This window comes from Caloranaerobacter azorensis DSM 13643 (genome assembly GCF_900129995.1).
GTDB lineage: Bacteria > Bacillota > Clostridia > Tissierellales > Thermohalobacteraceae > Caloranaerobacter > Caloranaerobacter azorensis.
Window position 1 is genome coordinate 24,078 of record NZ_FQXO01000018.1, and the last position, 15,004, is coordinate 39,081.

Genomic DNA, 15,004 nt, shown 5'->3' on the forward strand with positions numbered 1-15,004 from the left:
CTTCCTTTCATACCATACTTTCTAACCATTTATTATACTTTTTACTGCTTCTGATACTCTTTTTACAACTCTTTTATCAAATGGATCAGGTATTATATAATCACTATTTAATTCATCATCTTCTATAATAGACGCAATCGCATGAGCTGCCGCTATTTTCATATCATCATTTATAAATTTCGCTTTAGCATCTAAAGCTCCTCTAAAAATACCGGGAAAAGCTAATACATTATTTATCTGATTACTAAAATCAGATCTGCCTGTAGCAACTATTTTAGCCCCATATCTTTTTGCAACATCAGGCATAATTTCCGGTATAGGATTAGAAAGAGCGAAAATAATTGGTTCATCATTCATGCTCTGAATCATATCTCCTGTTAAAACTTTAGGGGCCGATACTCCTATAAATACATCTTTCCCCTTAATTATATCTTTAAGCGTACCTTTTTCTTCTCTCGGATTCGTAATATGAGAAATCTCTTCTTTAACCCAATTTAATCCTTCTCTGCCTTTATAAATAGCTCCTTTACTATCGCAAACAATTATATCTTTTATACCTACCTTCAAAAGCAATTTACAAATCGCTATTCCTGCGGCTCCTGCACCATTAATAACTATTTTAAAACTCTTTAATTCTCTCTTTAAAAGCCTTGCACTATTTAAAAGCCCTGCTAACACTACAATAGCCGTACCATGTTGATCGTCATGAAATACAGGAATATCTAATTCTTTTTTTAATCTCTCCTCTATTTCAAAACATCTCGGAGCCGAAATATCCTCAAGATTTATACCTCCAAAAGATGAACTTATAAGCTTTACAGTATTAACTATCGTATCTACATCTTTAGAATTAATGCAAATCGGAAAACTATCTATATCCGCAAATTCTTTAAAGAGTATTGCTTTTCCTTCCATAACAGGTAATGCAGCATCTGCTCCTATATCACCTAATCCCAAAACTGCACTACCATCCGTTACAACAGCAACCATATTCCCTTTAGATGTATATTTATATATATTATTTTTATCTTCTTTTATTCGTTTACAAGGTTCTGCAACTCCAGGTGTATATGCTAGTGATAAACTCTCCTTATCAACAACATCGACTTTTGATTTGATAGAAATTTTACCTTTAGTTATTTCATGTAGTTTAAGAGATTTTTCACCTATATTCATATCCTTTCTCCTTCTATCTTTGATTTTGTTCTATTTATATCATACAAGTTGTTTCCTCTACTATCTATAGCAACTATAACTGGAAAATCCTCAACATAAAGTTTCCTTATAGCCTCTGCTCCCAAATCTTCATAAGCTATAACTTCTGATGATTTAATACAACTTGAAATTAAGGCCCCTGCTCCTCCTATCGCAGCAAAATATACACAATTATTCTCCACTATCGAATTAATAACCTCTTTACTCCTATTTCCTTTCCCTATCATTCCTTTCAATCCGACTTTCAACAATGTAGGAGTATAATCATCCATTCTATAACTTGTAGTAGGCCCTGCCGAACCTATCACCTGCCCCGGTTTTGGTGGACATGGCCCAACATAATATATTATAGAATTATTTATATCAAAAGGCAATTTCCTGCCATTTTTTAAACTGTCTACCATTCTTTTATGTGCCGCATCTCTGGCAGTATAAATAATCCCTGTAATATATACTCTATCTCCAGCATTTAACTTTTCTATAGTATTATCATCTAATGGAGTAGTTATCTTTACTTCTTTCAATTAAATTCACCTTCTTATCTTAACAACATTTCTCTAATTATTATTTCTATTTCACAGTTCTACTTCTATATGCCTTGCCGCATGACAGTTTATATTGACTGCAACAGGCAATCCTGCAATATGAGTAGGAAAAACTTCTATATTTACAGATAAAGCTGTAACATTTCCTCCTAGCCCTTGAGGCCCTATTCCCGTTTTATTTATCTCATCTAATAGTTCTCTTTCTAACTTCTCTATATGCTCTATATGGCTATATTCTCCTAACTTCCTAAATAGAGCTTTTTTAGCCAATATACATGCTTTTTCCATTGTCCCTCCAATACCTACACCAACGACAATAGGAGGACAAGGATTAGCACCTGCACTCTTTACTACATCTAAAACAAACTTCTTAATTCCTTCAATCCCATCTGATGGCTTTAACATCTTTAAACTGGACATGTTTTCACTTCCAAATCCCTTTGGAGCAAAACTTATTTTAAGTTTATCGCCTTTAACTATATCGTAATGTATTATTGCAGGTGTATTATCCCTAGTATTCTCTCTTATTATTGGATCTTTGACTACTGATTTTCTTAAAAATCCTTCTCTATATCCCTGTCTAACCCCTTCATTTATTGCTTCGGTTAAACTTCCTCCTTCTATATATACATCCTGTCCTATTTCGACAAAAAAAACTGCCATTCCAGTATCTTGGCATATCGGCATTTGCTCATTTTTTGCTATGTTTGCATTTAATATCAACTTATCTAGTATTTCTCTTCCGATAGGAGACTGTTCTCTATCTCTAGCATCATATAATTTTTTAAGTACATCTCCTCCTAATTCATAATTAGCCTTTATACACATTTCCTTAACTTTATCTATTATCTTATTTGCATTTATCTTCCTCATCTTTTTTCATCTCCAAAAATATTCTTATATCTATTTTAATTAAAAAACAGTTTAATTTCAATTCGTAATATAATAGTTAATAAACATAAAATTAACATTTAGTTAATAATATATTAATATTTAACTGATATTCTAAAATTAGTATTATAAATTTATAAAAATTATAAAGGGAGGTTTTAAGATGTTCAATAAGAAAAAAATTTTTTCAAAGATTTTATTAGCAGTATTGATTATTGCTCTAATAGCCACTAATAGCATAATAGGTACTAAAGGCAGTACAAAGATATTTAAATCAACTGTAGCTGAAGCTGCCGAAGAAAAAGTTCCAAAATACGTATTTTATTTTATAGGCGATGGATTAGGGGCTGCTCAAAGACAGATTGCAGAGTATTTTTTACAAGAGAAAACTAAAGATAAATCTGCTAAATTATTAATCAATCAATTGCCTATTGCAGGAATTAATACTACATACTCTGCAAATTCATTGATAACTGATTCAGCGGCCGCCGGAACAGCACTCGCTACAGGACATAAAACTAATAACGGAATGATATCAAAATTGCCTGATGGCACAAATGTAAAAACTCTTATTGAAGCGGCTGAAGAAAAAGGAATGGCTACAGGTATAGCCACTACAACTAGATTAACTCATGCAACACCGGCAGTATTTGCCTCACATAATGAAAGCAGAAGTAATGAAAACGAAATTGCAGTTGACTTTTTAAACAGCAACGTTGAATTTTTCGCTGGCGGTGGAGCCAGACATTTCCTACCACAAGGTTGGATTGATAAAATGCCAAGTATGAACGGCTCAAAAAGAAAAGATAATAGAAATTTAATGAGAGAATTTGCTAATAGAGGATATAAAGTATTCTATGGAGAAGAACAATCTAATAGATTTAGAAGATATTCGCCAAAAGGACAAGAAAAGGTATTTGCCGCATTTACGCTATCTCATTTGCCATATGAAATTGATAGAATTCATAAGACAAGTAATCAAGTCCCAAGTTTGGCGGAAATAACTAAAAAGGGTATAGAAGTCTTATCAAAATATCCTAATGGATTTTTCTTTATGATTGAAGGCGGAAGAATAGATCACGCATGTCATGCAAATGATGCTGTTGGTGCTATATATGACGTTTTAGCATTTGATGATGCCGTTAAAGAAGCATATAAATTTTATAAAGAACATCCAGATGAAACTTTAATCGTAGTTGTTGGGGATCATGAGACTGGCGGTATGGGATTAGGATTTGCTAAAAATTATTATTTAAAATTAAATGAGCTTCTTGACGTTAAAGCTTCCGTTGGAGACGTATTAACTAAAAAATATGATGGTAATAGAGAAGCATATTTTAAATATATTGCTGAAAATTTTGGATTAGATAATTTAACTGAAAAGGAAAAAGCAGAAATTATTAAAGCTATGGATTTAGCAGATAATAAGGCTAAATATGATATTTCAGAATATGGCCCATCTTATTATGGCCCTGTAGCTATAGCTACAACTCATATAATTTCAGAAAGAGCAAATATAGAATGGACTACTTTTGCACATTCAGGAACATCAATACCTATGTCAGCAGTTGGTGTAGGAGCAGAAAAATTCACTGGATTTAAAGATAATACTGAAATAGCAAAGACTTTAGCAAATATAATGGGGTTTGAATTATCAAAATAGCCGGGATTATCCTGGCTATTTTGTATTACCTTTTTCATATGAGGTGATTTCCGATGAAAAAAACTATGCCTATATTATTTGTTATAGGATTGATACTACTTATGTTTGCCATAATAAATTCAAAGGGTTTAACTTCAGAAAATGAAGAAAATAATAATCTATCTGAAGTAAAAGCAGTTGTTTTGGAGACCGATAACTCTGAAGTAATTCAGTCGGGAATAGCCAAAATAGGCTTTCAGTCATTAATAGTTGAAATAAAAGAAGGAAAATATAAAGGAGAAAAATTAAAAGCAGTAAATCAATTGGTAGGAAAGCTAGATTTTGATAATTATTATAAAGTTGGAGATAAGATAATAGTTAGTATATTAGAAAAAAATGGAGAAATAAAAGGAGTTAAAGCTATTGATATCTATAGACAGGATTGGCAATTTATTTTATTTGCAGTTTTTGTACTATGTTTAATTTTATATGCCAAATTCACCGGATTAAAGGCATTGTTTTCTTTTGTAGCTAGTCTATTTGTAATATGGAATGTCTTGATTCCAGCTCTATTAAACGGAAAAGAGCCTTTATTTATTACTTCATTAGTACTTATGTTATTGACAGCTATAATAATTTTTTCTGTAGCTGGATTTACTAAAAAAGGAATAGCTGCCTTTATTGGAACGATATGCGGGCTATTTGTTACAATAGGAATAACGGTGTTTTTTGGAAATAAATTATCTCTTTATGGAATGACTTCGCCATTTGCAGAAACTCTTATATTCAGCGGCCATCTTGATCTCAATATGAAACATATTTTTTATGCCGCAATTATAATTGGTGCTTCTGGAGCCGCTATGGACATAGCTATGGATGTTGCCGCTTCTATAGAAGAAATTAAGATTAAAAAACCTGATATACAGAGAAAAGAATTAATTCAGTCTGGTTTCAATATTGGTAGGGCGGTAATCGGTACAATGACAACAACTCTTTTATTGGCTTATTCTGGAGGATATTTAACTTTACTTATGTTATTTATGACTAAAAACTCAAGTTTAATTAGGATAATAAATTTAAAGATTGTAAGTGCAGAAATAATGAGGACTCTTGTGGGCAGTATAGGACTAGTTTTAGTAGCACCCATTACTGCTATAGTTGCAGGATGGATTTTCACATCTGGAATTAAAAAATTGTAATTTTTATTTAGCAGCTCTTATATTATTTTTGTTAATTTTAGAACGCCTGTAATAATCATATTTATTCAATCTACTGCTTTTACTATAAGAACTACGTTTTATACTTTTTCTAGCTACTTCTAAAATGTCTTTTATTATATAGGTTTGCAACATTATAAATGGAATTAACAAAATAATTAATATGGCTATTCTCATCATTTTTCACCACACTTTGACATTGGATTTCAACAAAATCTTCCTTTATTCATTAAAATCGGATATTTTGTTTCATTATATCATTTTCTTCTACTTTTTTCTATAGTAATATCAACCCATGTTTTTGCATAAAAAAACCTGTATCTAAACTGTATAATAATTTAGATACAGGTTTTTTTATTCTTTATCTTTATAAATTTCTCTAAACTTATTCTCAATCATACCTTTTCGAATATTTAAATAATAATAAGTTGCAGCAGGTTTATTCTTTATAAAACCCTCTCCATGAAAATCTAATGAAATAAAATACTTACTATAATAGTCTATCTCTTTTGATAGCCAATTTAAATTATTATAAAATCTTTTTAAAAGCAGTATTTTTTCTTTAGTCTTCATTTCATCAAACTGTCTTTAATCAAAAATATAATAAATAGATTAATCTAAAAATGCTAAATCTTCATGAGCAGTTAAAAAATAATTTATAATTTGAATTTGATCTAATAATTTCTGATGATATTCCGGATTTGGACTATTGCTTTCTAAATTTTTAGTCATAGATTTTACTACATGAGTCAGTATATTTATCGTTCGCAAATACTCTTTCCCTAACTGTTCATTTTTTGTATAAATAACTATAAGTAATAATAATATACATACTATAGTTATTAATCTGATTTTTTTCATATAATCACCTAATATTTATAATTCATTAAAATTATTTTAATAAAGATTAACCGAATCTTAATTTCTTTTACTCTTTAGTTCTATAAATTTACTTAAATTCCTGCTATAAAATTAATATGTTTAAAATCAGAAAAATGCATTTGCTATTTGTTAAACTCTTAAAAAATAGCAAATGCATTTTAATTCTTTATATTATATTAAATTTGTCTCTTCTTCATTCTCCACTTCTTCACCATCTTCATTCTTCATAGATGCAAGTGATACTATTATTTCATTTTTATCGTTTAAAACACTTATTTCTTCTCCAAACTCTACATCGGATACTCTTAATGAATGACCCGTTAAAAGATTAGATATATCAATCGTAATGTTCTTTGGTACTTGTGTAGGCAGACATTCTATCTCTATATTTTTTAATTGCTGCTGTATAACTCCAATATTTTTTACATACTCCTTACCTTTTAACACAATAGGTACTGTAGCATGAATTCTTTCTGTTTCATAAACCTTTTGTAAATCGACATGAATTATATCGCCTTTAATTGGATTTCTTTGTATTTCTTTTATCATTGCTGGAAAAGTATTTCCTTCTACTTCGACATTAATCAGTGCATTTTCTCCATATTCTTTAATTATTTTATTAAGCTCATTAGCATCAAATTGGACGCTATAATTTGAAAAATTACGCCCATATATAATTCCCGGTATTTGGCCATTATTTCTAATTCTATGACATGCATTTTTCCCTGTTTCATTTCTTATGTTGCAGTTTATATGTATATCATTCATAATCTCTCCTCCTTTGTTTTTCTCTCTACTCATTATCTCCAATAATATATTTTTTAAACATGAAAAAAAGCGGCTAAAAGCCGCTAAACTTATTTATCTAATATGCTCTTATTACTTTCATAAATAGGTACATCCTTATCCTCTTCAAGTTCTTCGTACTTGCTATTTGCAGTCAATGATGCTATAACTTCATCTTCATCATGCAATATTTCTATGTTTTCTCCTAAATTCAAATCCCCTACTGTAATGGAATCGCCAAATTTTAAATTTGATACATCAACTTCTATAGAACTTGGTATATATTTTGGTAAACACCTGATTTCTAATTCCATTATCTGTTGCTGAATAATAGTTGTCGAATTCTCTACTTTCCCCTTGCCTACCAACACTACAGGAACGAAAACTTTAATCTCTTCATCTTCAGAAAGCTGCTGAAAATCTATATGAAGTAGATTATCTTTAATTATATCTTTTTGTACTTCTTTGATTATAGCCGGAATTACTTCCCCATTTAAATTCAAATTTACTGTAGAACCCGAACCAAATTTATTTAGGACTTTTGAAAGTTCAATTTCTTTTAATTTAATGCTTTTAGTTTGTTTGTTATGACCATAGATTACTCCGGGTATAAAACCATTCTTTCTTAATTTAATAGAATACCTCCTGCCACCTCCGTCCCTCAATTCTACATTCAATTTCGGTGCAGCCATAGCATATCCCCCTTTTATATATTATTTTTTCTTAATAATATTAAAACAAAAATTTCAAAATAATTCAAATCTCATAAAATACTCTTTTATGTCTATAAAATAATTTATAAAAGAAACCCTAACCTATTTTCAAAAAGGTTAGGGTTCTTTTTATTACTCTCCACATCTTTCAAGAAGCATTTCCCATCTTCTATCAATTTCTTTTTGAAGATCTTCAATTAGATGTTGATTTTCTGGTTTGAATAAGTGTTTAAATCTTCCTTGTGGTCTTAAGAAATCTTCTATTGGAAGTTTCTTTTTAGGCTTATATGTTAATCTCCATTTACCATTTTCAACTTCATATAATGGCCAATAGCATGTATCTATAGCTAATTTAACTATTTCCATTAATTTTGGAGTATCATATCTCCATCCTCGAGGACATGGAGTAAATACATTTAAGAAAGCTGGACCTTCAGTATATATTGCTTTTTCAGCTTTTTGATATATATCGCTGAAATTACCAAATGGTGCTGTTTGAGCAACATATGGTATATTATGCGCTGCCATAACTTGTGTTAAATCTTTTCTAAATTGTTGTTTACCAGGAACAACTTTTCCCGCTGGAGAAGTTGTTGTATTCGCATATTTTGGAGTAGCTGATGATCTTTGAATACCAGTATTCATGTAAGCACCATTGTCATAGCAAACATATACCATATCGTGTCCTCTTTCCATTGCTCCTGACAATGATTGAATACCTATATCGTAAGTACCACCGTCTCCACCAAAAGCTATAAATTTATAAGTATCATCTATTTTACCTTTTTTCTTCAAAACTCTATAAGCAGCTTCAACACCACTTATTGTAGCTCCCGCATTTTCAAATGCATTGTGTATAAATGAATCTTTCCAAGCTGTATATGGATATAAGAAACTTGAAACCTCTAAACAACCAGTAGCAGCACCTATAACTGCTTTATCTTCTGGTTTTAATGCTTTTAAAACCGCACGAACAGTTACAGAAGCACCACATCCGGCACATAATCTATGACCACCTGTAAATCTCTCAGGTCTTTTTGCTGCTTCTCTTAAATTTAAAGCCATTTACTGCACCTCCTATTCTCTTACACCCAAGTAATTATAAACTGACTTAACTTCTCCTGTTTTAACTATTTCAAGTAAGTCTTCATATACTTTCATAATATCATCAGTTTTTACGTCTCTACCACCTAAACCGTAGATATAGCTTATCATTACTGGTCTAGTCTCTGCATCATATAAAGCCGCTCTAGTCTCAACAAATACCGGACCACCAGCAGCTGAGAAGCTGTCTGCTTTATCCATTACAGCTACAGCTTTAACATGCTTTAATGCCTCTCTTAATTCTTCAACAGGGAATGGTCTAAATACTCTTATTTTAACTAATCCAGCTTTTACTCCTTTTTCTCTTAATTCATCTACTACTTCTTTAGCTGTTCCAGCAGTTGAATTAAGTACAACGATAGCAACTTCTGCATCTTCCATTTTGTACTCTTCAAATAAACCATATTTTCTTCCTGTTAAAGCTTCAAATTCTTTAGCTATTTCTAAAATAACTTCCTTAGCATTCTTCATAGCTTCGGCTTGTTGACGTTTATGTTCAAAATAATGTGGTGGTAAATCCAATGGTCCCATAGCAACTGGCTGCTCTGGATTTAATAATGTATCTAAACCTGGATCATATTCTCCAACAAATTCTTTAACTTTTTCAGTTTCTAATAATTCTATATTTTCAACTGAGTGGCTTACTATAAAACCATCCATACATACCATTACAGGTAATCTAACATCTTTATGTTCAGCTATTCTTATAGCTTGAATTATATTGTCATATGCCTCTTGATTATCTTCTGAATATAATTGTATCCAACCTGAATCTCTAGCTCCCATAGAATCACTATGGTCATTATGAATATTGATTGGCCCTGATAATGCTCTGTTTATAACAGGCATAACTATTGGTAATCTTGATGAAGCAGCAATATATAATATCTCCCACATTAAAGCAAGACCGTTAGCTGATGTAGCAGTCATAACCCTTGCACCTGCTGCTGATGCACCAACACAAGCACTCATAGCACTGTGCTCACTTTCAACAGCAACAAACTCTGTATCAACTGAACCATTAGCAACAAATTGTGAGAAATATTGTGGTACTTCAGTTGATGGAGTAATAGGGAAAGCTGCAACAACATCAGGATTTATTTGTTTCATAGCAGTTGCAACTGCTTCGTTACCACTTAATCTCTCTCTTATAGCCATTTGTTTCCCTCCTTACAACTATTCTTCTTTAACAAAATCAAATACGTTAAATGGACATACATTTACACATACCCCACAACCCTTACAATGATCGTAGTCGATTCCTACTACTTTTCCGTCTTCAACTAATATCGATGAATCAGGGCATACAGGGAAGCATAATAGACATTGCTTACATTTTTCACTATGCCAAATAGGTCTCATTGATCTCCATTCACCAGTTTTATAATTATGAGCGTTACCAGCTTCGTAAACAATTCCACCCGGAGTTATTTCTTTCCAAGTTGTTTCAGTAGTTATCGTAACTTTTTTATTATCTTTCATCGCCCTTAACCTCCTTCAAGGCCCTCTTGATAGCTTCCATGTTTCCTTCAATAACCTCTGGCTTTGTAGCAAACTTATGCGCAAAGGATTCTTCCATAGCCTTTAAGAAATCTTCTTCTTCCATTATATTAGCAACTTTAACTATAGCTCCTAGCATTGGAGTATTTGGGAAGTATTTTCCTAATGTCTCAATTGAAATTTTTCTTGCATCAATAGTATAAACTCTTCCTTCATATCCTTTTAATAATGGTCTTAATTCTTCAGGACTTTTCTCTGAGTTAATTACAATAGCACCTTCCTTTTTCAATCCAGCTGTTACATCTACGTCTTTAAGTAAAGTCTCATCAACAACTACTACATAGTCTGGTTCATAAATATTACTATGTATTCTTATTTTACTATCACTGATTCTGTTGTAAGCTGTAATTGGTGCACCCATTCTTTCTGGACCATATTCAGGGAATCCTTGAATAAATTTACCTGTAGCAAATGCAGCTTCAGCTAACAATAATGAAGCAGTTTTTGCACCTTGACCACCACGGCCATGCCAACGAATTTCAATCATTTGTTTTGCCATCAATTTTCCTCCTTTCATATTGACCATTAAAGTAATTTTTTGTTGTGTTCTAACAAATACACAGAATATTTCTATATATTAGCTTTAATTCCTTCAATAATAAAGGAATTATTGACATACAGAAGTAAAACTGATTGTTATAGAACAGTATTTTTTAACCTTGTCTGTTATAATACAATATTGTTTTTCTCATATAACAGGTCATTAATAATACTAAAAATCTTAATTTTAAATATATAACAGTTTTCAATTTTTAGTATAACAGATAAATATAAATTGTTCAATAGATACAACATGATATAAAATAAATTTATTAAATTTTTATTTTAAAAAAAATTAATAGTTTTTAGTAAGAAAAAAAAGGGAAGACATTCCCTCTTTTATTCTACCACTTTTATTTACAAAATATAATTTATTATTATTAATAAAATTACCCCCGGTATCCCTAAAAATCCTGCAATGATTATCGTTATAATATTAATTCCTATCTTTATCCCAACAAACTTACCAATAAAATTTACCGCTAAAAGTAATACTAGACCTATTATTCCATTAATTATTAATTTCAAAATCAGCTTTAATGGTTTTAAAAGAAGCATTACAACGATCAAAATTACAACTAATGCTAATACATATGATAAAGCTGCCCCTACTTCTAAACCCATTTCCCCACACTCCTAAAACATTTTCTTATTGTAAGTATATAAATAAAAATAAAATAATATTACAAGCTTTTATCCAGATATTTTTATCCCTTTTCTTCTAGCTTCTTTTAAAAGATAGATATATTTTATTTTTGCAGCTTCCATATTGTAAATAGCGAAATCTATTAAATCAGGATCCGTTACATTCTGAAAATAACATTCTGCTTTCTTCCATTCAAAATGTGCATCTTTTAGAGCTTTAAAAAATTCTTCTTCATTACTTTTATTATAAACTAATTTGTCCTTTATATTGATTAATAAATTATTTACATTTAAAAATGTTTTTGCTTTATTTTGTGGAAACATATTAGGCATATTAAAACCCCCCAAAAATAATTTTTATCTTAATTATTTACAATATTTTGGAGGGTTATACAGCAAAAAACTTATTATGATTCTAACCATATTTTGTTCGAGCTTCTCCATGTTTTGTTCAATTCTTGCTATATCTTATTTTGTAGCCATATCTTTTTTCATTTTTTGCATTTCGATATACATTTTTTCTAATAAATCAAATTTATATTTGCTTTATTCTAATAAATCCATTTTTCTTTAATATTCCTTATACTAATGCTAAATAATAATAAAGCAAATCCAATAAGAATCAAAAAATTAATCCAAACTGGTAAAAAACCAGTCCCATTAATAGTTGATTTTAATATATCTGTACCATAAGTTAACGGTAAAATATAAGACAATGGTCTTACAATTACGGGTAAACTCTGAATTGGTATAAAAAGACCACATAAAAAAATCATTGGAAATCTAAAAAAATTAGAAAATGTTTGGGCTTCAAATACTTCACTGACGGATACAGCAATAAATAATCCTAAAAATGTAGAAGTAATAGCAATAAATAATACACTACCAAATACTAATATCCAATTAATACCTGTCAAATCTGTTATTAAAGAAGCAAATATTACTGGTATAAAGGCATTGATAACACCAAATATAATTGCTCCAGTAGTCTTAGATAACATCAACAAATTTAAACTAATTGGTGCTAATAAAAGTCGTTCAAATGAACGGCTCTTTCTTTCAAATGTAATTGTTACTGCTAACATAGAAGTTGTTCCAAATAATATGGACATTGACATTACTCCCGGTAATATATCTCTAATTCCTAATGTAGATTGAGATTTAATAAAAAACATCAATGTCCAAGCAACGGGAAAAATAATACCCCAACTAATATTAGGTGGCTTTAAATAATAGTTTTTCATATCTTTTTTCAGGATATTCCAATAAGCAATCCATGATTTCATTTTCTACCACCTTCCTTTTCTTTTTTCATTTTTGAAGCTTCAATTCCTGTAATCTTTACAAAAACTTCTTCTAATGTCGGTTTTATTACTTTTGCTTCATATACACTAAATCCCCTCTCATCAAAATATTTCATAAATGACATTAAACTTATGGTATTAATTGAATAAAGCCTAAAAGTATTATTGTCAATAATCTCAATTTTGTAATTGTAAAAATCTTTTTGAAGTGTTTCTTTTATATCTAAAATTCCGCTATCTAAAGTGAATTGAATAATCTTTTCCTTCTGTACATCTTGCATTAGTTCATCAACTGTTCCTATTCTAACAATTTCCCCTTTTACTATAAAAGCAATTCTATCACATAATCGTTCCGCTTCTTCTATGTAGTGAGTAGTTATAAATACAGTTGTTCCCTTCTTATTTAAATCCATAATTAAACTTCTAATCTGTCTAGCACTTTCCACATCTATACCTGTTGTTGGCTCATCTAGAAAAAGAATTTTAGGGTTATGAATAATTCCAGCAGCAATAGTTAATTTTCTTTTCATCCCCTTCGAATATGCTTTGAATGGTTTTTTCCCAACATTATCTAACCCAAATTGTTCCAAAAGTTTCTTTGCTCTTTTTTCTCTTTCCTCTTTTCCTATTCCGTATAATGATGCACAAAAACACAAGTTTTCAAATCCATCCATTTCCGGGTATAAATTACTTTCATCAGGTACTATTCCCATTATACTTTGGGCTTTTTTTACATCTTTAACAACATCAATTCCAAAAATATTAATACTCCCTTCTGTAACTTTAGATAATCCAGTTAACATATTAATAGTTGAAGTCTTTCCTGCACCATTCGGTCCTAAAAAACCAAATATTTCCCCTTTTTTAATAGCAAAATTAATGTTGTTAACAGCAGTAAAATCTCCATATTTTTTAGTTAAGTTTTTTACCTCTAATATATTCATATATAAAACACCTCCCAATTTGAAATACATAACTTAAAATCACAATCTATTCTATGGACTTATTATAATTTTTACTTCATAATCTATCTTGTTTAGCCATTTCTTTTAGACTTTCTGAAAGTTCATAAAGTATATCTCTGTTTACTGCATAATGGGTATAGTATCCTTTTTTTTCACCCTTAACTAATCCTGCTTCTCTTAGTACTTTTAAATGTTGTGATATAGCTGCCTCTGATAAGTTAAGTCTTTTGGCTAAAGCCCTTACGCAAAAATTATGTTGTAAAAGTAAATTAATTATATTAAATCTTTTTTCATCAGATATTGCTTTTAAAACTTCTAAAGTTTTATCCATAGTTCACCTCCAGTATTTAATTAAGTGTTATCTTAATCAAATAATACATTAGTTAATTAAATGAGTCAATGCTTAATCAAATGTTTTAGTTTACATTTCATAAATTTATTAATAAAAAGATAAAGTTTATGTGTCTTTTGTTTTTTTTTGCATCTTCTATTTATTTTCATCAATAAAAAAACATGGTTCAAGAAGATAATTTGTCTCCTTTAAACCATGTTTTTTGATAAAACTTATATACATCAAAAAAACTCCTTTCATCTCTAAAACAAACTCTTTTCAAAATTATCCCCAAAATCCTCTATTTATCCACATTTATCATTTTTCGATATTTCCCTTTCTTTTTAAAATATTTCCCAAAATCTTATCACTTTTCCCTTATTCCTTAACCTTTAACACTCAAAAATGAAAATAAAGTTTTTTCACTTTCAAGGGTTAAGTATTTAGTTTTAAGTTAATTTTTTATCTAGTTATTTTTCCTTTTTCTTTTCCTTTTAATCTTCGATATCTATTGATTTTACTAAGTTTTAGGAGATAGTTCTAAGAAAAAAGAATTAAGAAATAATATAAAAAAACATGGCTCAAGAAGATATTTAGTCTTCTTTAAACCATGTTTTTTGATACAACTTTATTTTTAGTGAAAGAAGTTTTTTTGTAGTGTACA

At 29.9% G+C, this 15,004-nt stretch carries 19 protein-coding genes; 2 read left to right on the plus strand and 17 right to left on the minus strand.

Annotation, left to right across the window (positions count from 1 at the left end):
- Positions 1-21: 21 nt before the first annotated feature.
- Genes BUB51_RS04340 through BUB51_RS04350 form a run of 3 tightly spaced genes read right to left on the minus strand, consistent with a single transcriptional unit; the run spans position 22 to position 2,633 of the window.
- Entirely contained in the window at positions 22-1,176 is a 1,155-nt protein-coding gene (locus BUB51_RS04340) for an NAD(P)-dependent malic enzyme (RefSeq protein WP_073195806.1), read from the minus strand.
- A complete protein-coding gene (locus BUB51_RS04345; protein ID WP_073195808.1) occupies positions 1,173-1,739 on the minus strand; it encodes a Fe-S-containing hydro-lyase in 567 nt (188 codons plus the stop codon). The genes BUB51_RS04340 and BUB51_RS04345 overlap by 4 nt, the downstream gene beginning before the upstream one ends.
- A 51-nt stretch (positions 1,740-1,790) precedes the next feature.
- Positions 1,791-2,633 carry a fumarate hydratase gene (locus BUB51_RS04350; RefSeq protein ID WP_073195810.1) on the minus strand — a complete coding sequence of 281 codons (843 nt, stop codon included), beginning with the start codon at positions 2,631-2,633 and terminating at the stop codon, positions 1,791-1,793.
- 181 nt (positions 2,634-2,814) lie between these two features.
- Here BUB51_RS04350 and BUB51_RS04355 point away from each other — a divergent pair, with 181 nt between their 5' ends.
- Positions 2,815-4,314, plus strand: a complete 1,500-nt coding sequence (locus BUB51_RS04355; protein ID WP_083599510.1) for an alkaline phosphatase — start codon at positions 2,815-2,817, stop codon at positions 4,312-4,314.
- A gap of 53 nt (positions 4,315-4,367) precedes the next feature.
- Positions 4,368-5,492 (plus strand): YibE/F family protein, encoded by a 1,125-nt coding sequence (locus BUB51_RS04360; RefSeq protein WP_073195813.1) that lies wholly within the window; start codon positions 4,368-4,370, stop codon positions 5,490-5,492.
- 3 nt (positions 5,493-5,495) lie between these two features.
- Here the strand turns inward: BUB51_RS04360 and BUB51_RS04365 are convergent, their stop codons facing one another.
- From BUB51_RS04365 to BUB51_RS04430, 14 genes are all read right to left on the minus strand, one after another.
- On the minus strand, positions 5,496-5,690 hold the full coding sequence (locus BUB51_RS04365; RefSeq protein WP_143153565.1) for a hypothetical protein: 195 nt from the start codon (positions 5,688-5,690) through the stop codon (positions 5,496-5,498).
- Between the two features lie 174 nt (positions 5,691-5,864).
- Complete coding sequence (locus tag BUB51_RS04370) at positions 5,865-6,083, minus strand: hypothetical protein (RefSeq protein ID WP_073195817.1); 219 nt, start codon at positions 6,081-6,083, stop codon at positions 5,865-5,867.
- A gap of 39 nt (positions 6,084-6,122) precedes the next feature.
- Positions 6,123-6,371, minus strand: a complete 249-nt coding sequence (locus tag BUB51_RS04375; RefSeq protein WP_073195820.1) for a hypothetical protein — start codon at positions 6,369-6,371, stop codon at positions 6,123-6,125.
- Between the two features lie 192 nt (positions 6,372-6,563).
- Positions 6,564-7,160, minus strand: coding sequence for a 50S ribosomal protein L25 (locus BUB51_RS04380; protein WP_073195822.1), 597 nt, complete (start codon positions 7,158-7,160; stop codon positions 6,564-6,566).
- 89 nt (positions 7,161-7,249) lie between these two features.
- Entirely contained in the window at positions 7,250-7,870 is a 621-nt protein-coding gene (locus tag BUB51_RS04385) for a 50S ribosomal protein L25 (protein ID WP_073195825.1), read from the minus strand.
- Positions 7,871-8,023: 153 nt separating this feature from the next.
- Positions 8,024-8,956, minus strand: a complete 933-nt coding sequence (locus BUB51_RS04390; RefSeq protein WP_073195827.1) for a thiamine pyrophosphate-dependent enzyme — start codon at positions 8,954-8,956, stop codon at positions 8,024-8,026.
- Positions 8,957-8,968: 12 nt separating this feature from the next.
- A complete protein-coding gene (gene porA, locus BUB51_RS04395; RefSeq protein WP_073195829.1) occupies positions 8,969-10,153 on the minus strand; it encodes a pyruvate synthase subunit PorA in 1,185 nt (394 codons plus the stop codon).
- A gap of 18 nt (positions 10,154-10,171) precedes the next feature.
- Positions 10,172-10,477, minus strand: coding sequence for a 4Fe-4S binding protein (locus tag BUB51_RS04400; protein WP_035162481.1), 306 nt, complete (start codon positions 10,475-10,477; stop codon positions 10,172-10,174).
- On the minus strand, positions 10,467-11,054 hold the full coding sequence (locus BUB51_RS04405) for a 2-oxoacid:acceptor oxidoreductase family protein (RefSeq protein WP_035162480.1): 588 nt from the start codon (positions 11,052-11,054) through the stop codon (positions 10,467-10,469). The genes BUB51_RS04400 and BUB51_RS04405 overlap by 11 nt, the downstream gene beginning before the upstream one ends.
- 398 nt (positions 11,055-11,452) lie before the next feature.
- Positions 11,453-11,719: a pro-sigmaK processing inhibitor BofA family protein gene (locus BUB51_RS04410; RefSeq protein WP_073195831.1), complete on the minus strand. Its 267-nt coding sequence runs from the start codon at positions 11,717-11,719 to the stop codon at positions 11,453-11,455.
- A gap of 69 nt (positions 11,720-11,788) precedes the next feature.
- Positions 11,789-12,073, minus strand: a complete 285-nt coding sequence (locus BUB51_RS04415) for a YaaL family protein (RefSeq protein ID WP_242945548.1) — start codon at positions 12,071-12,073, stop codon at positions 11,789-11,791.
- A 218-nt stretch (positions 12,074-12,291) separates the two neighbouring features.
- On the minus strand, positions 12,292-13,026 hold the full coding sequence (locus BUB51_RS04420; RefSeq protein WP_073195833.1) for an ABC transporter permease: 735 nt from the start codon (positions 13,024-13,026) through the stop codon (positions 12,292-12,294).
- Positions 13,023-13,988 (minus strand): ABC transporter ATP-binding protein, encoded by a 966-nt coding sequence (locus tag BUB51_RS04425; protein WP_073195835.1) that lies wholly within the window; start codon positions 13,986-13,988, stop codon positions 13,023-13,025. Before BUB51_RS04425 ends, BUB51_RS04420 begins: the two co-directional genes overlap by 4 nt.
- A gap of 76 nt (positions 13,989-14,064) precedes the next feature.
- Positions 14,065-14,340, minus strand: coding sequence for an ArsR/SmtB family transcription factor (locus BUB51_RS04430; protein ID WP_073195837.1), 276 nt, complete (start codon positions 14,338-14,340; stop codon positions 14,065-14,067).
- Positions 14,341-15,004: the final 664 nt, after the last annotated feature.